A 20,639-nucleotide genomic window follows, 5' to 3' on the forward strand; every position below is an offset into this window, starting at 1 on the left:
GCCCGTGGGCGGCCTGGGCAAACACCGGGTCGCTGGCCGCCAAGTCATCCGGATGAACGAATGACAGGAGTGTCGTGTGCATTTCTTCAGGCGACCACCCAAGGTTGATGGTCCAGGCGGGATTGGACGCTTCGATCATGCCCTGGGCACTGATCACCGATAACAGGTCGTTGCTCAGCAGCCAGGTGCGGCTGCGTTCGGTGGCGCGTTCGTTGACCTTGCGTTCGAGCTCGGTGTTGAGGTCTCGCAACGCGTCCTGACTGCGACGCAAGCGCTGATCGGATCGATGCCGCTCGATGGCCAGGGCCGCCGTCTGGGCAAGCACCGATATGGCTTCGACATCGCTGGCCATCGGCGCGCGAGGTACGCCGTAATAAACCGCGAAGGTGCCCAGTACTATCCCGTCGGCGGCCTTGATCGGCATCGACCAGCAAGAGCGCAGGCCATGGGACACCGCAAGCTCGGCGAACCCTTCCCACAAGGGACTGGTGGCGATGTCATCGACATACACTGGCGTGCCCCGGGCCGCGGCGGTGCCGCACGAGCCGATTCCCTCGCCGATGGCGATGCCATGAATCGCCTCGTTGTACGCCGCAGGAAGGCTGGGGGCCGCGCCGTGCAGCATGTACTGACCGTCATCGCTGAGGAACAGCACCGAGGCCATCATGTTTTTGCTTTGTGCCTCGACGGCCGTCAGCAGACCACTCAATACCTCGGCCAGCGGTATGCCTGCGGCGATCTGGCCTAAGACTTTTCGCTCCCGCTCGATCAGGGCAGCAGGGGAGTAACGGCCACCCAACAGACTCAGATCAATGGAAGGTTTGGAGCCCGATTCGTCGAACACGGTAGACCACTCGCAGCGTGGGTTGTCTGGGATGAAGGCAACGCGAGCGCATCTTATACAGTCGCAATCGCCCTTCATATCCCCAGGAAGATTCCTGGGTTTGACGCTGCCCGGCGCCAATGGCTTAACCGTTCCGACCGAAGGTGCCTTCGAACGGCTGCGTGTTCGACATGAGGGGGCCGGTCAGAACTCCTCGTACACCACTGGATCCTGATCATGGGTACGGCCGTTGGGGCTGGCCAGACGGGCGATGCTCGCCATGTCATGTTCGGACAGTTCGAAGTCGAAGATCGCAAGGTTCTCCCACTGGCGCGCGGCGGACGTGGCCTTGGGGAGCGGGATCGCACCTGTGCAGGTCGATGCCGACCACCTTCGCCGCGCCGGGCGCGATGCCTTTGTGGCCAGCTTCCTTGCCGTCATCGATGAGCCAGAGTCGCCCTTGACTGTCCAGCGTCATGCCCGGATGATCAATGGCGTGTCGCGGAAAGTCTACGAATGTCCGGCCTTCAGGTGTAACGACGATGCCGGAAGGGCCGGGACCCTGGAATGCGGCGAGCTCCTGAATCGTACCGATGGGGACCATGCTCCTGTCCAGGGTTTCAGCGTGGGCTAGAGGGCCCGAGAGGGCGAGCATCAGTCCGGCAAACGCGGTTGATGCAAAGGATGAGAGCGATTTTTTGAGCGTGGTTCGGTAACGTGGGCGCTTGCCGGGCTCGGCCTGACGCAGAAATCCTGGTGGGAAGCCGCTCCCCATGTCGCCAGCGGCCAACGGGTCACGGTACTGGAGGCTCATGAACCGGAGCCGGTGTCGTTCTTCGCCATCCACCCGATTCGCTCCGCGCAGTCGCGCAAGATCGGGTTGTTCGTCAGTGCAGCCGCTCGGTATTTCGATAACCCGCCATGGAACTGAGTAAGTTGTAACCGTCGTCATCCGTTTGGTGGGGTGAAACTTCACCCGACAGAACAGATGTGAAAGGAAACAAGCTGGAAGTCCGGCGCCCGCGTCAGCCTGCGCTATACCTAATCTCACTCATTGAGTTGACATCGGGTCCAGCTGTTTAGTTGACACCTGAACACAACGACATGAAAGGTTCGCGGGAATGAGTTTGCGTCTGGCGAACAGGGAGGACTCATGCTGGATTATGTCGCGCTGGGACTGCTGATCTTTGTCGGACTTGTTCTTTTCTATGGAATCATCGTACTTCACGATATTCCCTATGAAATAGCGGTACATCGCAATCATCCCCATCAGGACGCCATTCATGCCACCGGATGGGTCAGCCTGTTTACCCTGCACGCGCTCTGGCCGTTCTTGTGGATCTGGGCCATGTCATACCGTGAAGACCGTGGGTGGGGCTTCGGCGACGGCAAGTCGCCGCACAGCCATGTGGTTCACCTGGAAACCCAGGTGTTGGAGTTGCAACGCCGGATCGAGGCGCTGGAAGCGGATAAAGCGCCACGGCCACCCACGCCTGCATCGAGCAAGGAATCCTTCGACAGCGGCGGAGGGATCTGAGCGATGGACCTGCTGCTGATCCTGACCTACGCAGCGTTCTGCGTGGCGCTGTTCAAGCTGTTTCGTATCCCGCTGAACAAATGGACGGTGCCCACGGCCGTGCTGGGCGGCGTGGTTCTGATTGGCGCGCTGATCTTCACCATGAACTACAACCACCCTTACTCGGAAGTCGCACGCTCGTATTTCGTTTCGGTGCCCGTGGTGCCGGTGGTCAGTGGCCTGGTGATCGAGGTGCCGGTGCAGTCCAACCAGCTTCTGGAAAAGGGCGACATCCTGTTTCGCATTGACCCCACGCCGTTCGATAACCGCCGCAAATCGATCAAGGCACAGTTGGTCGCGGCCAAAGGCGATCTGTTTCGGATCAGCGAGCTGATCAAACGCAACTTCGGCACCCAGCGTGAACTGGAAGCGGCCATCGCCCGGACTGACGATCTGCAGGCACAACTGGCCAACGCTCAGTTCGACCTGGACAACACCGTGGTACGGGCGCCGGGCAGGGGCTTCGTGACCCATGTCGCGCTGCGCCCCGGCATGATGGCGACGAAACTGCCGCTGCGGCCCTCGATGATCTTCATTCCCGACGAAGGCCACTATTTCGCGGCCTGGATGCGCCAGAACAGCATTCTGCGGCTGTCGGTCGGCGATGAAGCGGAAGTCGCGTTCGATGGCATTCCCGGCAAAGTGTTCCAGGGCCGGGTCAAAAGCGTGATCGCGGTCATCGCCGAGGGCCAGGTGCAGCCGTCCGGCACGCTGATCGGCTTTACCGGTTCGCCCCCGGCTGGCCGGGTGCCGGTGATCATTGAAATCACCGACCCGGATTTCGCCCTGTACAGCCAGAAAATGCCCGGCGGGGCCTATGGACAGGCGGCGCTTTACAGCAAGCATTTCCATCATATTGCGGCGATGCGCAAGATTCTGCTGCGCATGTCGGCGTGGATGAATTACATCTTTCCTTTCCATTGAAAAAAGCCGCGGAAGTTACAAGCTAACCTGCGAAAAGAAGCGACTTCATGAACTAACCGTTATCGGAATATCGTGAGCACGCTATTCCCTTAAGCGTCACCCTTTACATGAAAGTGTGCGAGCGCAAGAGGATCGTCTGTCGAAATTCTCCGCCTGTAGAGCCTGTCCCTGATAACGAAAAGAAAGTCTCTGTCATGGCAACTCATCCATCGGCCGATGAACTGGTTGATCCGCTTTTTTCACGCGTGGGTTCCCAGTCCTCGCAGGGGGCTGCGGGGGTTGCACGCTACCCGGAGCGTTCTCTGGCGACCAGGATCAACCCTCCGAGCCATCGCTCTGAAAGTTCTCCCGGTAAAACGCCTTCAGTGTCTCGACGAATTCCTCCGCCAGTCGTGTCCGGGCGTGGGCGGGCGGCCAGATCACGTAGGTGGGAAACAGGATGTCCGGTTTGAATGGGCGGATCACGATCTCCCGGTGCCGATAATCCTGCGCCACCTGCGGGTGCGCCAGGGTAATGCCCATGCCCAGCGCGACCATCTCGCAGTTGATCGCGCTGTACTGCGCCTCCACCGCCAGGGTGCGCTCCACTCCCGCCTGCTCGAACAGGCCATCGACCAGCGACCGCGTGCCGTCGCCATGGCAGAGGGAGATGAAGGTTTCCCCCTCCAGATCGGTGAAGGTGATGTGATCCCGGGTCGCCAGCGGATGAGTCGCCGGCAGCACGCAGACTGCTGGCACCTTCGCCAGCAACTCGCTCTGCTGACTGCTGACGTCGCCGGGGTGCACGACGATGCCGATGTCACAGAACTGCGACTTGACCCATTGCTCCACCGTCGGCGACGAGTTCACGTGCAAAGAGACCGTTAGTTCCGGGCGCGACTCGGTGAAGGCCTTCAGCACCTGGGGAATCAGGCTCAAGCCGGTAGAAGGCACGGCGGCGACCCGCAAGCGCCCGGTGCCCAGATTGCGAATGTTCTTCGCCGACAGCTTGAGGCTGTCCATGCCCACGTACGCACGTTCGACTTCCTGAAAGAACGCCTGACCTTCCTGGGTCGGAATCAGGCGCACCCCGGCGCGTTTGAACAGGGTCAATCCGGTGCTCAGTTCCAGTTGCGAGATCAGTCGGCTGACGTTGGGCTGTGAGGTGTACAGCGCCTCGGCGGCAGCGGTCATCGACCCCAGCCGCATGACACTTCGAAAGGCTTCGATCTGCTTGAGATTCATGCGTTGCTCCATATCAAATATGAATAACTAACCCGGATATCCGTATTTGACCATATGGAAGGGCTGTCGCAATACTCGGCCTGCAACCCATAGCGCACATGAAGATGCGCCACCGCGCGATGGATTCGCCGGGAGCATGCGCCGTGCATGCATGGCTTCGGTTCACGCCGCAGCGACTGACGCATTGTTCGATCTGCCCCATGCACTTCGGAGATAGTCTGTGAATAGCCTTTACTCATCCCTCGCAACACCGTCGTTCCGTCCTTTGAACCGCATCGCCGTGGCCGTCACCCTGACGCTCTCCGGTATCGCCAGCGCCCCGGCATTCGCCGAGCCCACGCTGTACGTCGCCGGTGTCGGCGGCTCCACCGAGCAGATGTACAAGACCAAAGTCATTCCCGCGTTCGAGAAACAGCACAACGTCAAAGTGGTGTACGTCGCCGGCAACTCCACCGAGACCCTGGCCAAGTTGCAGGCGCAGAAAGGACGCCAGCAGATCAACGTCGCCATGATGGACGACGGTCCGATGTATCAGGCGCTGCAACTGGGCCTGTGCGAAAAACTCAGTGACGCGCCGGTGTACAAGGACCTGTATCCGCTGGCACGGCTGAGCCCCGAGGCGACCGGGATCGGCGTGGTCGCCACCGGTATCGGCTACAACGAAGAAGCCTTCAAGAAACGCGGTTGGGCGGCACCGGACTCCTGGGAAAACCTCACCGACCCTCGGTACAAGCAATTGCTCGGCATGCCGCCGGTGACCAATACCTATGGTCTGCACACGCTGGTGGAGATGGCGCGCTTGCGTGGCGGCGGCGAGAAGAACATCGACCCCGGTTTCAAATCCCTCAAGGATGAAATCGGCCCCAACGTGCTGGCGTGGGTGTCGGCACCGGGAGAGATGGACGGCATGATGCAGAACGGCGACGTGGTGATGGCGGTGTATGGCAGCGGGCGGGCCGTGGCCCTGCAGAGCACCGGCTTCCCGTTGAAGTTCATCTACCCCAAGGAAGGCGGCATCGCGTTGCAGATCGCGGCCTGCAGCGTGACCCCGAACGCTCAGTCCGAGTTGGCGCAGGCGTTCATTCAGTACGTGCTCTCGCCTGAAGTTCAGGAAATCCAGGCCCGGGAAAACGGCTTCGCGCCGGTCAACCAGACGGTCAAGCTGCCGCCGGAAGTCGCCGCCCGCATGCCTTACGGCCCGGAGAAGGTCAATGCGCTGATCAAGGTCGATTGGGACACCATCAACCAGCAGCGCAGTGAGTGGACGACGCGCTGGAACCGCACCGTCGAGCGTTGATCGCCGGTCGCGCCGCCATGGCGCGACATTCCGATCCTTCCGTACCCCTTCCTGGAGACGCAGGTCCGCCTGCGTGGCACGCCAATGGCATTTCTCACACTTGAAGGCATCGTCAAGACCTACGGCAGTTTCAGGGCCATTGACGGTTTGAACCTTGAGGTCCGGCACGGCGAATTCATCGCGCTGCTGGGGCCATCCGGTTGCGGCAAGACCACCACCCTGCAATCGATCGCCGGTTTCGTTCAGCCCACCGAGGGGCGGATCGTGCTGGACGGGCGCGACATCACCCATGTTCGCCCCGAGCAGCGGGGCTTGGGTATCGTGTTTCAGAGTTACGCGCTGTTCCCGCACATGACGGTGGCACAGAACATCAGCTTCGGCCTGGAGATGCGCGGCGTCCCCAGGTCCGAACGCAGCAAGCGGATCGACGAAGCGCTGGATCTGGTCCGGCTGGCCGGTCTGGGCGAGCGCTATCCCAAGGCGTTGTCCGGGGGCCAGCGTCAGCGGGTCGCGATTGCACGGGCGCTGGCGATCCGCCCGAATCTGTTGCTGCTCGACGAGCCGATGTCCAACCTCGACGCCAAACTGCGCGAAGAAATGCACATCGAGCTGCGAGCGATTCAGCGGGAGCTGGGCATCACCACGATTCTGGTCACCCACGATCAGGTCGAGGCGATGACCATGAGCGATAGGATCGCCGTGATGCACAAGGGCCGGATCGTACAGATCGATACGCCGTTCGAGGCCTACGAGCGGCCGCATTCGCCCTTCGCCTCGGCGTTCCTGGGCAAGACCAATGCCTTCGCTGGCGCCGTGCAGCTGCGCAATGAGCGCTGCTGTCATGTGCAGGTGCGCGACACGCTGTTGCACGTGCCCCATGAAGATCGTTCGTTGGGCAACGACGTCAATGTCTACATTCGGCCGGAGAAGATTCGTCTCACCGACGCGAGCAGTGGCCGGTTGAGCGGACGCGTACGCCTGCGGGTATTTCTCGGCAACCTTTGGTTGATCGCGGTGGAAAGCCGTCTGGGTCTGGTGCACATGACGCAGCCCAATCTGGGCACGCCGCCGCCGGAAGAGGGCAGTGATGTCGGCCTGGACTGGTCTGACGACGATTTGCGTCTGCTGGACCGGGAGGTCGCCCATGGCCACGTATGACGCTGAGCGGGTAGGCGCCGCGCCGTGGATTCTCAGCGGCCCGGCGTTACTGGTGTTCGTCGCCCTGTTGCTCGCGCCGTTGCTGCTGACCGCCGTACTGTCACTGAACCTGTTCAGTGACAGCGAAGGGGTGATTGCGGCCTACAGCCTGGGCAACTACCTTGAGGTGTTCAAGGACAGTTACTTCCACGAAATCTTCCTGCGCACCGGGGGCATGGCGCTGGCGGTCACGGTGCTCTGCGTCGTTCTCGGCATCCCGGAAACCATCATCATCGCGCGCATGGCACCGCGCTGGCGCTCGCTGTTCCTGTTGGTGGTGCTCGGGCCGTTGTTGATTTCCGTGGTGGTGCGCACCCTGGGCTGGGCGATCCTGCTGGGCAACAATGGCTTGATCAACGACGCCTTGCAGGCGCTGGGCATTACCGACCAGCCGGTCAAAATGCTGTTCACGCAAGTGGGGGTGATCATCGCGCTGACCCACGTGCTGGTGCCGTTCATGGTCATCGCGGTCTGGGCCACCTTGCAGCGTCTGGATCTGCAGGTCGAATGGGCGGGACTGTCGCTGGGCGCGTCGCGGTTGACGGTGTTCCGCCGGATCATCCTGCCGCAGATCATGCCGGGCGTGCTGTCGGGTTCGATCATCGTCTTCGCCCTCGCGGCATCGGCCTTCGCCACCCCGGCGATCATCGGCGGGCGCCGTCTGAAAGTGGTCGCCACGGCCGCGTACGACGAATTCCTCGGCACCCTCAACTGGCCGTTGGGCGCCGCCATCGCGATGCTTCTGCTGGTGGCGAACCTGATCATCATTCTGGGTTGCAGCAAGCTGGCCGAGCGCCGCTTCAAGCAAGTCTTCGAGTAGACGACCATGCACAAGAACGGGTTTTTCTCGCTGCTTTTTCACGCGTGCTTCGTCACGTTCATCATCGCGCCGCTGGTGGTGGTGATGGCGATGGCCTTCACCAGCAAAGGCTATCTGTCGTTGCCCACCGACGGCCTGTCGCTGCGCTGGTTCAGGGCGTTGCTGGACAACCAGGAAATGATCGATGCCTTCGTCCTGTCGGTAAAACTGGGACTGGCATCGGCCACCCTGGCGGCGCTGCTGGCGATTCCCGCCGCACTGGCGATCAGTCGCTACGAGTTTCCGGGGCGCGGGGCAGTGACGGGCTTTCTGCTGTCGCCGCTGATGATCCCGTCGGTGGTGCTGGGCATCGCATTTCTGCGGTTCTTTTCGGTGGCTCACATCGGCGGCGCGTTCTGGGCGCTGACGCTGACCCACGTGATTGTCGTGCTCCCTTATGCGTTGCGTCTGACGCTGGCGTCGACCATCGGCCTTGAGCGCGACATCGAACACGCCGCGCTGTCCCTCGGTGCCAGTCGCTGGACTGCGTTCTACCGCGTGGTGCTGCCGCGCATCCGCACCGGTGTAGTGGGGGGATGGATGCTGGCGTTCATCCAGAGTTTCGACGAGTTGACCATGACCGTGTTCGTCGCCACGCCCGGCACCACAACGTTGCCGGTGGCCATGTACAACCAGATTTCCCAGACCATCGACCCCTTGATCACCGCCGTCTCGACGGTGCTGATCATCGGCACCTTGCTGTTGATGCTGGTCCTCGACCGACTGGTCGGGCTTGACCGGGTTTTGATTGGAGAAGGCAAATGAGCCAGGACACTCACAGCGTCACGCAATCGGACGTGATCGTGATCGGCGGCGGGCTGGTGGGCACTGCTGTGGCCTATGGCCTGGCGCGCAGTGGCGCCGACACGCGGGTGCTCGACCAGGGAGACAACGCCTTTCGCGCCTCACGGGGTAATTTCGGCCTGGTCTGGGTGCAGGGTAAAGGCCACGACCTGCCGGACTACTCGCGCTGGACCCGTTCCTCGGCCGTGCGTTGGTCTGGGTTCGCCGAAGCATTGATGGCCGACAGCGGCGTCGATGTGCAGCTCAAGCAGCCGGGCGGCTTTCATATGTGCTTCAGCGATGAAGAACTGCGCGAACGCCAGTCCCGTCTGCAGACGCTTCAGGATGCGCTGGGCGACTACCCGTTCCAGATGCTCGATGCCGCTGAGCTGAAGGCCCGCCTGCCATTGATCGGCCCTGCTGTGGTGGGTGCGAGCTATACGCCGCAGGACGGCCACGTCAATCCGCTGAAGCTACTGCGCGCATTGCACACCTCGGCCCAGGGCAGGGGCGCACGGTTTCACAGTGGGGTTCAGGTGGACCGCATCGATTGTGCCCCCGGCGAGTTTCGCGTGCGGGTCGGCCAGCGCCAGTTCGTCGCGCCGCGCGTGGTGCTGGCTGCAGGGCTGGGCAACCCCGGCCTGGCGCAGCAGGTGGGATTGCATGCGCCGGTGGCACCGAATCGCGGCCAGGTGTTGATCAGCGAGCGGGTCAAGCCGTTTCTCGATTACCCGACCATCAACGTGCGTCAGACCGACGAAGGCACCGTGCAACTGGGCGACTCCATGGAAGAAGTGGGGTTCGACGACGGCACGTCCACCCAGGTGCTTGCGGCGATTGCCCGGCGCGGGGTGTCGACCTTTCCTTTGCTGCGCGACGTGCGCCTGATCCGGGCGTGGGGCGCCTTACGGGTGATGAGCCCCGACGGCTTTCCGATCTATCAGCAATCGCCAACTCACCCCGGCGCCTTCGTGGTGACCTGCCACAGCGGCGTGACACTGGCCGCCGCCCACGCATTGCGCATCGCGCCGTGGATCATGGGCGGTGCGATGCCTGACGAGCTGAGCGTGTTCGCCGGCGACCGTTTTCTGACTGACAAGGTGTTTTCCCATGCGCACTGATCCGCTGTTTCAACCGGTCATGAGCGAAGCGAGGTCGACGCGGACCGTCAGCCTGACTTTCAACGAACAACCTCTGCAAGTACCCGCTGGCAGCAGTGTCGCCGCCGCCTTGCTGATGTCGGGCATCCAGCGCTTTCGTGCCACGCCCGTGAGCGAGGCGCCGCGCGCGCCGTATTGCATGATGGGCGTGTGCTTCGAATGCCTGGTGGAGATCGACGGCGTACCCAATCGCCAGAGCTGCCTGATCGAAGTCCGGGAAGGGATGCGGATCCGTTCCCAGGAAGGCGCTCGCGACCTGATGTTTCAACCGGCCACCGTGCAATCCGTTGAGGTGCTGTCATGAGTCATTCAAGCGTCGATGTGGTGGTGGTAGGCGCGGGGGCTGCGGGCATCTCGGGTGCCGTCGCGCTGGCGGAACTGGGCCTGCACGTGGTGGTGCTGGACGAGCAGGGCAGTCCGGGCGGGCAGATTTACCGAGGCATCACCCTTGCCCCGTTGTCCCGTCGTGACATGCTCGGCCCCGATTACGCCCACGGAAACGAACTGGCGCAGGCGCTGGCTTCGTCCAGCGTGCGCTACGAGAAAGGCGCGGCGGTCTGGCAGGTGACCCGCGAGCACGAGGTCAGTTACCTGCGCGAGGGCCGTTTGCACACGTTGCAAGCCAAGGCGGTGCTGCTCGCCACTGGCGCGATGGAGCGGCCGTTCCCGATTCCAGGCTGGACTCTGCCGGGGGTGATGAGCGCCGGCGCTGCGCAGATTTTGCTGAAAAGCTCGGGCCTCGCACCGAGCGAACCGGTGGTGCTGGCCGGCTGCGGACCGTTGTTGTACCTGTTGGGCTGGCAATACCTGCGCGCCGGCGTGCCGATCAAGGCGCTGGTGGACACCACCCGGCCCGATGATTACTGGCGCGCACGACGTCATCTTTTCGCTGCGCTGAGGGCCTGGCCCTATCTGCGCAAGGGCCTGGAGTTGATGCGCAGCCTGCGCAGTGCTCGGATTGCCCACTTCACCGGCGCCGAGCAGTTGGCAGTGGAGGGCGACGAGGCGGCGAGGGCGCTGACTTTTACCGTCGCCGGCAAGGCCGAACGCATTGCCACGCGCTGCGTGCTGCTGCATCAGGGTGTGGTGCCGAACATCCAATTCAGTCAGTCGCTGCGCGCGCGTCATCATTGGGATGTGGATCAACTGTGCTTCAGTCCGGTGGTCGATTCGTGGGGCGAACTGGACGTGGCCGGGGTGTTCGTGGCCGGTGATGGCGCAGGCATCGGCGGCGCGCAGGCGGCGGCTGTTCAGGGCCAGCTTGCGGCCTTGGGCATTGCCGTACGCCTGGAAAAACTCAGCGATGCTCAGCGCGCCTTTCGCGCCGAAGCCTTGCGCGCCCGGCTGGCGTCCAACCTGCGTATCCGGCCGTTTCTCGACGCGCTGTATCAACCCAAGGAGGCCAACCGCATTCCTGCCGACGACGTGATGGTGTGTCGCTGCGAGGAGGTGACGGCGGGCGAGTTGCGCGGCTTTGTCGCCTTGGGCTGCACCGGGCCGAACCAGGCCAAATCGTTCGGTCGTTGCGGCATGGGGCCGTGTCAGGGCCGCATGTGCGGCCTGACGGTGACCGAAGTGATCGCCAAGGCGCGTGGGGTATCGGCGTCGGAAGTAGGCTATTACCGGATTCGTCCGCCGATCAAACCCATCACCCTGGGAGAGCTGGCCGGTGACTGAGTCGAGTCAGCGTCAGAGCGATGTGCTGGTGATCGGCGGCGGCATTCATGGCCTGAGCACGGCCTTTCATCTCGCTCAACGCGGGGTCAGCGTCACCGTGCTGGAGGCCGAGTATTGCGGCCGCCACGCCTCCGGCGTCAATGCCGGTGGGGTGCGAACCCTGGGCCGTCATGCCGAAGAAATTCCGCTGGCGCTGGCCTCGCGCAAGCTATGGCACGGCCTGCGAGAGACGTTGGGGGACGACGGCGGTTTTGTCGCCAGCGGTCAGTTGAAGCTCGCCGAAACCCCGGCCGAACTGGAAGAGTGCCGCTTACGCGTGCAGTCCCTCAAGGCGCTTGGCTTCGATCATGAAGTGCTGATCGATCAGGCGCAGGTGTTCGACATCATTCCCACCGTCGCCCGGCATGTGGTGGGCGGCATCTGGGTCAAGGACGACGGCTACGCGGTGCCGTACAAGGTGGTGACCGCGTTTCGGCTCGCCGCTGAAAGGCTCGGCGTGAAGGTGCACGAAAAAACGCCGGCGCACCGCATCGAGCAGCGCGGCCAGCAGTGGACGGTGAGCACGCCCGGCGGTGTGTATTCGGCCGAGCATCTGGTCATCACTGCCGGTGCCTGGGCCCGGGAGTTGGCCGCGCAGGTTGGCGAACCGGTGGCGGCGCACCCTGAAGGGCTGATGCTGATGGTGACCCATCGCGTCGCGCCGTTCTGTGCCCCCGTGCTGGGGGCGACGGGTCGCTCGCTGTCGTTCAAGCAATTCGCCAATGGCACGGTGGTGATCGGCGGCAAGTTGATTGGCTCGCTGGATTTCGCCGCCCGCCACGGCGAAGTCGACATGACCCGACTGGGCACCAGCGCACGGACCGTCACCGATCTCTTCCCGCACTTGAAGCACTTGGGGGTCAATCGCGTCTGGGCCGGGGTCGAGGCGTTCACCGCTGACGACCTGCCGGTGATTGGTGCCAGTCGCAAGGCCAGCAACCTCAGTTACTCGTTCGGTTTCTGCGGCAGCGGTTTCCAGATGGGGCCCGGCACCGGTCAGCGTCTGGCCCAGCAGATACTCGGAGAACACTCGGATATTTCACTGGATGCGTTCGATGTCGGCCGGTTCGACAGCGTCGCATCCGCTTCACCCATCAACCCGGTTCAACCGGTTATCAGCGTCCCACACCACTAGGAGTTCACATGCTGGAAATCACCCGTATCGAAACCAATCAGCGCATGAGCCGCGTCGTGCAGTGCAACGGCTTCACCTTCCTGGGCGGCCAGACCGCCACCGACCGCACGCTGGACATCAAGGGGCAGACGGCACAGGTGCTGGAAAAGATCGATAACTTCCTCGCCAAAGCTGGTCTGGACAAGACCCGCATCCTCAGCGCGCAAGTCTGGCTTTCGGACATTGAGGCCAACTTTGCCGGAATGAACGAAGTCTGGGACGCTTGGGCCCCAGAAGGCCACGCCCCGGCACGCGCCACCGTCGAATCGCGCCTGGCAGCCCCGGATCTGCTGGTGGAAATAACCGTCGTCGCGGCAGGCTGACGCCGCCACGCTGTCCAGTGCGCAAACTTCACCGCCGGCAAGCCGTGCTGCTACAGAGGTTGGCGGAGTGTCAGTCAACCTGACACAACCGATCGTTCCCACGCTCCAGCGTGGGAATGCCTCCCAGGACGCTCTGTGTCCACATTGGCGCGCAGCGTCAATCACTGCGTTACCACGCGCAGCGCCGGAACGACTTGCGCCAGCCGGATTGCCACGCGGGATTCGCCAGCACCCTGTGTCCGCCAACTGAACAGTGCGCGAGCCACCGCAAAACTCCACGCATTTGAAATGAACCTGAACCTGCGCATCATCCATCCGAAGGCCATCGCTAATCTTCTGTTTTAAAAAGGGAATTTTTTCTTTGTCAGACAATCACTGGCTTATGACCCACTATCCCGCCAAGGAGAAAAACATGGCCCAGGAAAAACACTACCGGATCGACTACCTGCTCAACGGCAGCTACAAGACCTTCTACGTTCGCACGGCACGCATGGACAACGCAGAAGCCTGGCATTGGGCGACCGTGGATGCCGGGATCGGCCAATTGCCGAAATACCGCACCGACCCGGTGTCCAAACTCAGCAAACCCCAGGCAGAAAAGCACGGCATTACCGATGTGGAGTGGCATCTGGCGTAATGCGCAGAGCCTGAGGCTGGATCGAGTATCGGAGCGAGCCGGTGCGGGTAGACCGGCGACGGGTCGATGCAATCTGGATGCTGGATCGTCAGGTTCGCTGGCGCCTTTCACAAAGTCGACTTGATTCTGGCAAACATGACCGTGACCCTGGAGCGCGCACAGGTAGCAGCCTGCGCGCTGTTCCGTCAGCGATGCTCCACAAGGTTCAAAAAGCGCCGGGTGCGTTCATTGGCCGGATTGATCAGGATCTGTTCCGGCGTGCCGTCGGCCACCACCTTGCCTGCCTCCATGAACAGCACACGGTCGGCAATGTCTTGTGCGAACTTCATTTCGTGGGTGACCAGCAGCATGGTCATTTGCTGTTCATGGGCGATGGCACGAATGACGGCGAGCACTTCGCCGACCAGCTCGGGGTCCAACGCCGACGTCACCTCGTCGAACAACATCACTTGCGGGCGCATGGCAAGGGCGCGGGCGATCGCCACGCGTTGCTGTTGTCCACCGGACAGTTGGGCAGGGTAGGCGTCTGCCTTGTGACCCATGCCGACCAGCGCGAGATATTGTCTGGCGCGCTCGATGGCCTCTTCACGGCTCAGCTTCAGAACCCGCATAGGTGCTTCGGTGATGTTTTCCTGCACGGTGAGGTGCGGGAACAGATTGAACTGCTGGAACACCATGCCCACCCGGTGCACCACAGGCGCTTTGCCCGACCACGGCAAGCGCCAGCCAGCGGAGCGCGCGGGTACCGGTGACCCTGCCACTTCGATGTGGCCTTGCTGATAGTTTTCCAGGCCCTTGATCAGACGCAGAACAGTGGATTTGCCCGACCCGCTGGGACCGATCAGGGCGACTTTCTGGCCCCGGGGGATGCTCAGATCCAGATGATCGATGACCCGGTTGGCGCCAAACTGCTTCACCACGTTATTGAGCACAATCTGTGGTGATGCGAGGGAGAGGCCGTGTGTGAGATCAGACATGACTGCGCCTTTCGAAATACTTGAACAGCAGGGAAGTGGGCACGCTGATCGCCAGGAACATCAGCGCCATCACTGTGTAGGGCTCGTTGTAGCGGTAGGTCATGCCAGCAATCTGCTTGGCCGCCTGAAACAGCTCGGGGATGGTAATCACCGCCAACAGGGGCGTCTCCTTGAACATGCCGATCAGGTAGTTGCCGAGCACCGGCAGCATCGGTTTCAACGCCTGGGGCAGCACGATGCGTTGCCACGTGGTGCTGGTGTCAAAGTCCAGTGCCCTGGCGGCCTCCCATTGGCCGGCGGGCACGTCTTCTATCGCACCGCGAAAGGCTTCGGCGATGTAGGCGCCGTAATAAAGCCCAAGGCCGATGACCCCGGTGGAGATCGCCGGCAGGGTAATTCCCGCCAACGGAAAGGCAAAAAACAGCACGTACAGCTGGACCATCAGCGGCGTGTTGCGGAAGAAACTCAGATAGCCGCTGCTCAGGCGCCGGATCGGGGTGAGCGATGAGCGTTGCGCCACCGCCAGCAGCAGGCCTGTTACTACCGCCAGCAGAAAGCCCAGCACCACCACTTGCACCGTGACCAACAGCCCTTGAAACAACTCGGGAACGATTGACCAGGCGAAGGCGTAATCGAAATTCATGAGGCCACCCCCTGACGCCAGGCCGTGACGCGTTTTTCGTAGCATCTGACCAGCCAGCTCAGTGGCCAGGCCATGGCGAAATAGCACACCAGCACGATGCTCCAGATCAGCGTCTGCTGGCCGAGGGTGGTAATGAGCTGGCCACCGGAAAAGGTCAGGTCGCTCAAGGTGATCAACGACACCAACGAGGTAGTCTTCAGCAGCTCGACCAACTGATTACCCATGGGCGGCAGCATGAAGGGCAGCGCCTGAGGCAATACGATGCGGCGAAAGGCAGTGATCGAACCGAAGTCCAGCGCACGTAATGCATCGCGCTGACCGCGACTGACATTATTCAGCGCCGAGCGGACAATTTCCGAACCGTACGCGGAAAACGTCAGGCCAAGGCCCAGTACTCCGGTGGTCATTGGCGACAGACTGATGCCGAACAACGGCAGGATGAAGAACAGGTAAAACAGCAGGACCAGCGCCGAAATCCCGCGCAGGATTTCAACGTAGACCGTGGCCATCCAGCGCAGCAGGCGCCAGGGCGATAGACGCATGAGGGCGATGATGAAAGACATCACCACCACGATCAGTTGAGCAAAAAACGTGATCTGTAAGGTGACCAGTGCGCCGTGGGCCAGTTGGCGTGCGATAAAACGTGCCGTTTCCACGACAGAGGGATCGATGAACATGGCCGTACTCGTATGGGCTGAGGCCTTGATGGGGCAAGACTGTAGGCTCGCAGCGCTCGTGATAGCGCTGCGAGCTGACCGGGTTTAGCGGTTGCAGCGCTGCTCGGCAGTGATATCCGCCGGTGGCAATTCGTTCTCGGTGTAGCCGTACTTCTGCAGGATCTTCAATAGCTCGCCGGAAGCCCGCAGTTTGGCCAGCTCCTGGTTGAAGGCCTGAGTGAATTCAGGGTCGTTTTTCGGCAGGCCATAGGCGTGGTAGTTCCAGGTCGGTTTGCCTTCGGCGTCCGGGATCTGGTCGAACGGCAGGGCGCGTTCGATGGTCGGGCCATTGGCCTTCTTCACCAGGCTGATGATCTCTGCGTCCGGGAAATACACCACGTCGACACGATCAGCCTCAAGGGCGGCCAGCGCTTCGGTGTCCTTGTCGAAAAGCACGACGTTGCCGGTGGCGATACCGCTGTCCTTGGCTTCCTGCACCTGGTTGCTGCCCGGCTGAGTCGCCAGGCGCGCCTTGCCGTTGGCCGCGACGTCTTTGAGGCTGTGCAGCTTCAGCGGGTTGCCGGCCTTGACGATGAACGCGCCGCCGGAGCGGGTGACCGGGTTGGAATAACCGATCACCTTGCAACGCGCCGGATTGATGAACAGCCCGGCCCCGATCAGATCGAAACGCCCGGCCGCCAGTCCCGGCACCAGCGAGCCGAATTCGGTGATGGGCGTTTCGATTTTGTTGATGCCCAGGTTTTTCAGAATCGCCTGAAGGATCTCGACGTTGGCGCCGACCGTTTTGCCTTGGGTGTCGATGTAGGCGTAAGGCTGTTCGTTGGCAATCCCGGCGGTCAGGCCCTGGGTACGGCCCTTTTCCAGCAGTCCGGCTATCGCGGACGACGCAAACAGCGCGTTCAACAGCACGGCGGATCCGAGTAAAGCTGACAGCGATAGAGGTTTAAGGCCTTTCATGAACGATGCTCAACGTAGTGGCGGGATAATTTTTGGGGGGATGGATACCGACATTCAGGGCTTCCAGATCCCGACATCCTTGGCATCGACCGCTTTGGGCAGCAGGCCCGCGGCGAAGAAGGCATCGGCGATTTTCTGCTGTTCGCCTAACTGATCCGCCTTGACTGCTTCGACCTGATAGCTGCGATGGGCGTTGGCCGACTCGACGGTTTCCACATCGAGATTGCCCCACAGTGGGCCGAGTACTGCGGCAGCATCCCGCGGGTTTTTCTTGATCCAGCTGCCCGCTTGCTGCAATTGCTGATAGACCAGTTTCAGCACTTGCGGGTGGGCGCTGGCGTAGGCTGTGCTGGTCAGGTAATAGCGTTTGTAGCTGGCCAGACCCGCGCCATCGGTGAGAGTGCGCGTCGGCAGTTGGCGCTGAACGCTGGTGAGGAAGGGTTCCCAGGTCACCCACGCATCGACCTTGCCGTTCTCGAACGCGGCACGGCCGTCGGCAGGTGTGAGGTAAGCGGGCTGGATGTCTGCGAAGGTCAGACCGGCCTTGTTCAGCGCGGCGATCAGCAGGTAGTGAGTGCCTGCCGCTTTGGTCACGGCGATCTTCTTGCCTTTCAGATCGCTCAGCTGTTGAATCGGTGATTCCTTGGCGACCACGATGGCCTGCGCGCTGGGAGAGGGAGACTCTTCGGCGAAGTAAGTGAGTTTGGCCTGCGCCGCCTGAGCGAAGATCGGCACGGTGTCGGCCACGTCAGCACTGATGTCGACGTTGCCGATATTCAGCGCTTCCAGCAGCGGCAGCCCGCTTGGAAATTCATGCCAACTGATGTCGATGTTGTCTTTGCCCAAGGCCTGTTCCAGGGTGCCCTGTGCTTTCAGCAAAGTGATGAGTGTCGAGGATTTCTGATAGCCAATGCGCACTGTTTCACGGGCCTGCGCAGGGATGGCGAGGGTGCAGGCGAGGGCGATTGCCAGGCCTGCAAGCAATGAGTGGCGACGGGGCTTTACCGGATTTTTATAGGCGTTGGGCATCTTGGACTCTTCGATCAAAGGTGAACAGGCGCTGGCGCGAAGCCATCGATCATAGAGTTCTAAAAAATATTATTTAAATACCTTATGGTTATTAGCTTATGCAGGGCGTGTGATGCCCAGGCGCTTGCCATCTGCAGACGCCAGATAGATGATCGTAAGGCGTTTGTTCTTACTTCATGGAGGCTGCACCATGGACAGGATTCCGTCCTTTCACACAAAACGTCTTCTTCTTACGCCTCTGGTAGAGGCCGATATCCCTGCCATTCAGCAACTTTTTCCCCACTGGGATGTGGTGCGCTACCTCGATAGCCGGGTGCCTTGGCCATACCCGGATGATGGCGCGGAGCAGTATGTTCACGAGCACGTATTGCCTGCGGTCCGCCTGGGCAAGGAATGGCACTGGATGATTCGGCTCGCGGACAATCCCGATCAACGCATCGGCAGTATCTGCCTGTACGACCAGCCGGGTAATCATCGCGGCTTCTGGCTCTCGCCTGCGTGGCAAGGGCGTGGCTATATGCAGGAGGCCTGCAAGGTCATTAACCGTTATTGGTTCGACACCCTGGACCGGCCTGTCATGCAAGTTCCCAAGGCTGTCGGAAACGCGGCCTCAAGGCGAGTATCGGAGCGAGAAGGTATGCGTTTGGTCGAGGTGACTGAAGGTGAGTTCGTCAGTGGTCGAATGAACAAGGAAATCTGGGAACTGCGGCAGGAAGATTGGGCAAGGCTTGATGTTTGCACGTGAGTACGCGCGCACCTGAATCTATGGAATTCAGCCCATGTCCAATCCGCACATCCGTCCTCTCGCGATCTGCGTCTTACAGCGCGAGCTTTTCGGCGGATTCTCCGTGGGTTCCGGAGAGGCTGGCGGGGTTGATCAGGCCGCTGGGTTTACTGAGGTGAACGTCTTTCAAGTGTTGAAGCGGCAACAGTGCAAAGGCAGTTAACCGTCAATTCTGCACAGATAGTCCTGCCAATTCTCGTCGACGCAGTGCAGCAACAGAAGAAGGAACCTTGTTCCATGACGGAAAGTCGTTTTGATTCATCGCTCGCTTTCACACCTTTCGATCTTGATGGTGATGCTGCTGGCGCCCCAGTGGTCATCAATCCTGATGACTACCTGGAGACGGAATTCGGCCGCGAGTTCACCCCTGAGCGCAGCGGCCAGGCATGGGCGCAGGCCTATGAGCGTCTAAGCGCCGAACTGGCACGGCCCGAGGATGGCGTTCATGTCTATCTGGTGATGGGCGTGCAGGGCGCAGGCAAGTCTCGCTGGGTGTCGGAGAACCTTGGCAGGCTGGGCCCGCGTGCAGTTGTGTTCGATGCAGCGTTGCCTGCGCGGCGCCATCGGGAAAGGTTGCTTGAGATTACCCGCGCCCATGGCGCGCCGGTCATCGCGATTTTCGTCAAGGCTGCCCTTGATGTGGCGTTGTCGCGCAATGCCAGCCGCAGCGCGGACAAAAGGGTGCCTGAGGACGCTGTGAGGAGCGTATTCGGCATGCTTGAAGCCCCGGTCGTAGAGGAAGGGTTTGTCTGGGTGCAGGAAGTCGACCCGCTAGCGAGTTTGCCCTGATGTAGCAATCGTGCGGGGCTGCTGTGGCTTTTGATTCTGACCGAAGGCCGTAGGAGCAAGCTTGCTCGCGATCTGCTGCGCAGCAGTAGCCAACCCGCCAGACGCGGTGTATGTGAAAAAAGCAATCGTGAGCGAGGTCATTCCCCCAGCACGCCGGCCGTACGTGAACGACTCGCCGCAACGATCGATATCGTCGTCGAATGTTAATGCATTAGCTGGCATATGCGTCTTTAATCGGTGATAAGTCGATAAATATTGGAGGGGCAGGCTCTCGGTGGGTTGCCTGTCACCAAAAATCCCAGTGCGTGGTGATCGGACANAAGTGGTAGTTTCAGCCTATTGATGAAGTAATGGCTCAATGACATATTTGCGCCGTCTTCAACTTCCTCTCTGTGTGCAGAATGCGTCCCCTAAAGTCACTTGTTGCGGCCTCAGTGCTGCTCAGCGGGTGCAATGGAATGCCAGTCGCTTTTACCCAGGATCCAGTTTACGACCAAGCGTTCGTCGTCCATTCCGGCGGTCCGCTTCCCTTCATGTTGATGGGGACCGCGGTGCAGTGGAACGAAGATTACGCGGTTACCGTCAAGCACATTCCCTACCTTTCCGGCGCTGTCTATCAGGGCCGGGCGGACGTCCAATTCTTCAAGCACAAGGCTAACGGCGCACCGCTGTGGCGTGCCTATCAGCCCGGCGAAGCCGTGACAGCAGTGGGTTACAACTCGCTCTATATGTCAGTCAAGGGCAGCGGTCACACCTTGCCGGCGATGGTCCGTCTGGACAGCAAAGAAGGCAACGTGCTGTACGGCACCCACGACGGTCCGGTGGCCAAGGGCATGTCCGGCGGGCCGGTGTTCGCCGACGACGGCAAAGTGGTGGGGATCACCGTGGCGTTCCTGACGTCCAGCGATCTGGCCGCGCTCAAGCGTCCGGACCTCGCCAGTCAGCCACGGGTCAGCATTTTTCTGCCCTATGCCGAGATCAGCCGCGAATGGGGTCGCTACCTGGCCCAGTCCAGGCCGGTAACGCCGGCAGAGTCCCATCTCGCCAGCCGCTGATCAGCGCTCTGAGCGCATGCTATGAACATTCCCCA

Annotated in this window: 23 protein-coding genes; 15 read left to right on the forward strand and 8 right to left on the reverse strand. The window is 61.4% G+C overall.

What is annotated here, in order from left to right; all coding sequences use genetic code 11:
- Nucleotides 1-844, reverse strand: an 844-nt coding sequence (locus D3M70_RS31980) for a GAF domain-containing protein (protein ID WP_177418423.1), incomplete at its 3' end; no start/stop codon positions are given.
- A 262-nt stretch (nt 845-1,106) separates the two neighbouring features.
- Nucleotides 1,107-1,637, reverse strand: coding sequence for a hypothetical protein (locus D3M70_RS32320; RefSeq protein ID WP_218568421.1), 531 nt, complete (start codon nt 1,635-1,637; stop codon nt 1,107-1,109).
- Between the two features lie 339 nt (nt 1,638-1,976).
- On the opposite strand from D3M70_RS32320, the gene D3M70_RS14530 reads away from it, so the two are divergent.
- On the forward strand, nt 1,977-2,360 hold the full coding sequence (locus tag D3M70_RS14530; RefSeq protein ID WP_256659852.1) for a DUF3302 domain-containing protein: 384 nt from the start codon (nt 1,977-1,979) through the stop codon (nt 2,358-2,360).
- A 3-nt stretch (nt 2,361-2,363) separates the two neighbouring features.
- Nucleotides 2,364-3,323: an HlyD family secretion protein gene (locus D3M70_RS14535; RefSeq protein ID WP_120126443.1), complete on the forward strand. Its 960-nt coding sequence runs from the start codon at nt 2,364-2,366 to the stop codon at nt 3,321-3,323.
- A gap of 315 nt (nt 3,324-3,638) precedes the next feature.
- Here D3M70_RS14535 and D3M70_RS14540 read toward each other — a convergent pair whose 3' ends face one another.
- Nucleotides 3,639-4,547, reverse strand: a complete 909-nt coding sequence (locus tag D3M70_RS14540) for a LysR substrate-binding domain-containing protein (protein ID WP_120126444.1) — start codon at nt 4,545-4,547, stop codon at nt 3,639-3,641.
- A 220-nt stretch (nt 4,548-4,767) separates the two neighbouring features.
- Here D3M70_RS14540 and D3M70_RS14545 point away from each other — a divergent pair, with 220 nt between their 5' ends.
- The 10 genes from D3M70_RS14545 (at nt 4,768) to D3M70_RS14590 (ending at nt 13,693) form a co-directional block, all read left to right on the forward strand.
- Nucleotides 4,768-5,844, forward strand: coding sequence for an ABC transporter substrate-binding protein (locus D3M70_RS14545; protein WP_256659853.1), 1,077 nt, complete (start codon nt 4,768-4,770; stop codon nt 5,842-5,844).
- A gap of 84 nt (nt 5,845-5,928) precedes the next feature.
- Complete coding sequence (locus tag D3M70_RS14550) at nt 5,929-7,002, forward strand: ABC transporter ATP-binding protein (protein WP_120126446.1); 1,074 nt, start codon at nt 5,929-5,931, stop codon at nt 7,000-7,002.
- Complete coding sequence (locus tag D3M70_RS14555; protein WP_120126447.1) at nt 6,989-7,861, forward strand: ABC transporter permease; 873 nt, start codon at nt 6,989-6,991, stop codon at nt 7,859-7,861. Before D3M70_RS14550 ends, D3M70_RS14555 begins: the two co-directional genes overlap by 14 nt.
- Before the next feature lie 6 nt (nt 7,862-7,867).
- Complete coding sequence (locus tag D3M70_RS14560) at nt 7,868-8,665, forward strand: ABC transporter permease (RefSeq protein ID WP_120126448.1); 798 nt, start codon at nt 7,868-7,870, stop codon at nt 8,663-8,665.
- Nucleotides 8,662-9,804, forward strand: coding sequence for an FAD-binding oxidoreductase (locus D3M70_RS14565; protein ID WP_120126449.1), 1,143 nt, complete (start codon nt 8,662-8,664; stop codon nt 9,802-9,804). The genes D3M70_RS14560 and D3M70_RS14565 overlap by 4 nt, the downstream gene beginning before the upstream one ends.
- A complete protein-coding gene (locus D3M70_RS14570; RefSeq protein ID WP_120126450.1) occupies nt 9,794-10,147 on the forward strand; it encodes a (2Fe-2S)-binding protein in 354 nt (117 codons plus the stop codon). The genes D3M70_RS14565 and D3M70_RS14570 overlap by 11 nt, the downstream gene beginning before the upstream one ends.
- Nucleotides 10,144-11,520, forward strand: a complete 1,377-nt coding sequence (locus D3M70_RS14575; RefSeq protein ID WP_120126451.1) for an NAD(P)/FAD-dependent oxidoreductase — start codon at nt 10,144-10,146, stop codon at nt 11,518-11,520. The genes D3M70_RS14570 and D3M70_RS14575 overlap by 4 nt, the downstream gene beginning before the upstream one ends.
- Complete coding sequence (locus D3M70_RS14580; protein ID WP_120126452.1) at nt 11,513-12,694, forward strand: FAD-binding oxidoreductase; 1,182 nt, start codon at nt 11,513-11,515, stop codon at nt 12,692-12,694. Before D3M70_RS14575 ends, D3M70_RS14580 begins: the two co-directional genes overlap by 8 nt.
- An 11-nt stretch (nt 12,695-12,705) precedes the next feature.
- Nucleotides 12,706-13,056: a RidA family protein gene (locus D3M70_RS14585; protein WP_375232974.1), complete on the forward strand. Its 351-nt coding sequence runs from the start codon at nt 12,706-12,708 to the stop codon at nt 13,054-13,056.
- Nucleotides 13,057-13,468: 412 nt separating this feature from the next.
- Complete coding sequence (locus D3M70_RS14590; protein WP_120126453.1) at nt 13,469-13,693, forward strand: DUF6555 family protein; 225 nt, start codon at nt 13,469-13,471, stop codon at nt 13,691-13,693.
- Between the two features lie 185 nt (nt 13,694-13,878).
- Here D3M70_RS14590 and D3M70_RS14595 read toward each other — a convergent pair whose 3' ends face one another.
- From D3M70_RS14595 to D3M70_RS14615, 5 genes are all read right to left on the reverse strand, one after another.
- Nucleotides 13,879-14,670, reverse strand: coding sequence for an amino acid ABC transporter ATP-binding protein (locus tag D3M70_RS14595; protein WP_120126454.1), 792 nt, complete (start codon nt 14,668-14,670; stop codon nt 13,879-13,881).
- Nucleotides 14,663-15,313, reverse strand: coding sequence for an ectoine/hydroxyectoine ABC transporter permease subunit EhuD (gene ehuD, locus D3M70_RS14600; RefSeq protein WP_120126455.1), 651 nt, complete (start codon nt 15,311-15,313; stop codon nt 14,663-14,665). Before ehuD ends, D3M70_RS14595 begins: the two co-directional genes overlap by 8 nt.
- Nucleotides 15,310-15,990 carry an ectoine/hydroxyectoine ABC transporter permease subunit EhuC gene (ehuC, locus tag D3M70_RS14605; RefSeq protein ID WP_120126456.1) on the reverse strand — a complete coding sequence of 227 codons (681 nt, stop codon included), beginning with the start codon at nt 15,988-15,990 and terminating at the stop codon, nt 15,310-15,312. Before ehuC ends, ehuD begins: the two co-directional genes overlap by 4 nt.
- Nucleotides 15,991-16,074: 84 nt before the next feature.
- Complete coding sequence (ehuB, locus tag D3M70_RS14610) at nt 16,075-16,947, reverse strand: ectoine/hydroxyectoine ABC transporter substrate-binding protein EhuB (protein ID WP_120126457.1); 873 nt, start codon at nt 16,945-16,947, stop codon at nt 16,075-16,077.
- Nucleotides 16,948-17,001: 54 nt separating this feature from the next.
- Entirely contained in the window at nt 17,002-17,976 is a 975-nt protein-coding gene (locus D3M70_RS14615; RefSeq protein WP_120126458.1) for an aliphatic sulfonate ABC transporter substrate-binding protein, read from the reverse strand.
- Between the two features lie 190 nt (nt 17,977-18,166).
- Here D3M70_RS14615 and D3M70_RS14620 point away from each other — a divergent pair, with 190 nt between their 5' ends.
- The 3 genes from D3M70_RS14620 to D3M70_RS14630 all read left to right on the forward strand — a co-directional run bounded on the left by D3M70_RS14620 (nt 18,167) and on the right by D3M70_RS14630 (nt 20,604).
- Nucleotides 18,167-18,721, forward strand: coding sequence for a GNAT family N-acetyltransferase (locus D3M70_RS14620; protein ID WP_120126459.1), 555 nt, complete (start codon nt 18,167-18,169; stop codon nt 18,719-18,721).
- Nucleotides 18,722-18,997: 276 nt separating this feature from the next.
- The gene (locus D3M70_RS14625; protein WP_120126460.1) at nt 18,998-19,549 is read left to right on the forward strand and encodes an AAA family ATPase; all 552 of its coding nucleotides are present in this window, start codon (nt 18,998-19,000) and stop codon (nt 19,547-19,549) included.
- 458 nt (nt 19,550-20,007) lie between these two features.
- Nucleotides 20,008-20,604, forward strand: coding sequence for a trypsin-like peptidase domain-containing protein (locus D3M70_RS14630; protein ID WP_120126461.1), 597 nt, complete (start codon nt 20,008-20,010; stop codon nt 20,602-20,604).
- The last annotated feature ends 35 nt before the right edge of the window (nt 20,605-20,639 follow it).

Source organism: Pseudomonas sp. LS-2, assembly GCF_003605735.1.
Taxonomy (GTDB): domain Bacteria; phylum Pseudomonadota; class Gammaproteobacteria; order Pseudomonadales; family Pseudomonadaceae; genus Aquipseudomonas.

Coding starts and splice junctions, on each gene's coding strand:
- ehuD (WP_120126455.1), bottom strand. CDS start 15,313: ATGAATTTCGATTACGCCTTCGCCTGGTCAATCGTTCCCGAGTTGTTT.
- D3M70_RS32320 (WP_218568421.1), bottom strand. CDS start 1,637: ATGAGCCTCCAGTACCGTGACCCGTTGGCCGCTGGCGACATGGGGAGC.
- D3M70_RS14620 (WP_120126459.1), top strand. CDS start 18,167: ATGGACAGGATTCCGTCCTTTCACACAAAACGTCTTCTTCTTACGCCT.
- D3M70_RS14530 (WP_256659852.1), top strand. CDS start 1,977: ATGCTGGATTATGTCGCGCTGGGACTGCTGATCTTTGTCGGACTTGTT.
- D3M70_RS14555 (WP_120126447.1), top strand. CDS start 6,989: ATGGCCACGTATGACGCTGAGCGGGTAGGCGCCGCGCCGTGGATTCTC.
- D3M70_RS14535 (WP_120126443.1), top strand. CDS start 2,364: ATGGACCTGCTGCTGATCCTGACCTACGCAGCGTTCTGCGTGGCGCTG.
- D3M70_RS14550 (WP_120126446.1), top strand. CDS start 5,929: ATGGCATTTCTCACACTTGAAGGCATCGTCAAGACCTACGGCAGTTTC.
- D3M70_RS14625 (WP_120126460.1), top strand. CDS start 18,998: ATGACGGAAAGTCGTTTTGATTCATCGCTCGCTTTCACACCTTTCGAT.
- D3M70_RS14560 (WP_120126448.1), top strand. CDS start 7,868: ATGCACAAGAACGGGTTTTTCTCGCTGCTTTTTCACGCGTGCTTCGTC.
- D3M70_RS14570 (WP_120126450.1), top strand. CDS start 9,794: ATGCGCACTGATCCGCTGTTTCAACCGGTCATGAGCGAAGCGAGGTCG.
- D3M70_RS14630 (WP_120126461.1), top strand. CDS start 20,008: ATGCCAGTCGCTTTTACCCAGGATCCAGTTTACGACCAAGCGTTCGTC.
- ehuB (WP_120126457.1), bottom strand. CDS start 16,947: ATGAAAGGCCTTAAACCTCTATCGCTGTCAGCTTTACTCGGATCCGCC.
- ehuC (WP_120126456.1), bottom strand. CDS start 15,990: ATGTTCATCGATCCCTCTGTCGTGGAAACGGCACGTTTTATCGCACGC.
- D3M70_RS14595 (WP_120126454.1), bottom strand. CDS start 14,670: ATGTCTGATCTCACACACGGCCTCTCCCTCGCATCACCACAGATTGTG.
- D3M70_RS14590 (WP_120126453.1), top strand. CDS start 13,469: ATGGCCCAGGAAAAACACTACCGGATCGACTACCTGCTCAACGGCAGC.
- D3M70_RS14565 (WP_120126449.1), top strand. CDS start 8,662: ATGAGCCAGGACACTCACAGCGTCACGCAATCGGACGTGATCGTGATC.
- D3M70_RS14615 (WP_120126458.1), bottom strand. CDS start 17,976: ATGCCCAACGCCTATAAAAATCCGGTAAAGCCCCGTCGCCACTCATTG.
- D3M70_RS14575 (WP_120126451.1), top strand. CDS start 10,144: ATGAGTCATTCAAGCGTCGATGTGGTGGTGGTAGGCGCGGGGGCTGCG.
- D3M70_RS14540 (WP_120126444.1), bottom strand. CDS start 4,547: ATGAATCTCAAGCAGATCGAAGCCTTTCGAAGTGTCATGCGGCTGGGG.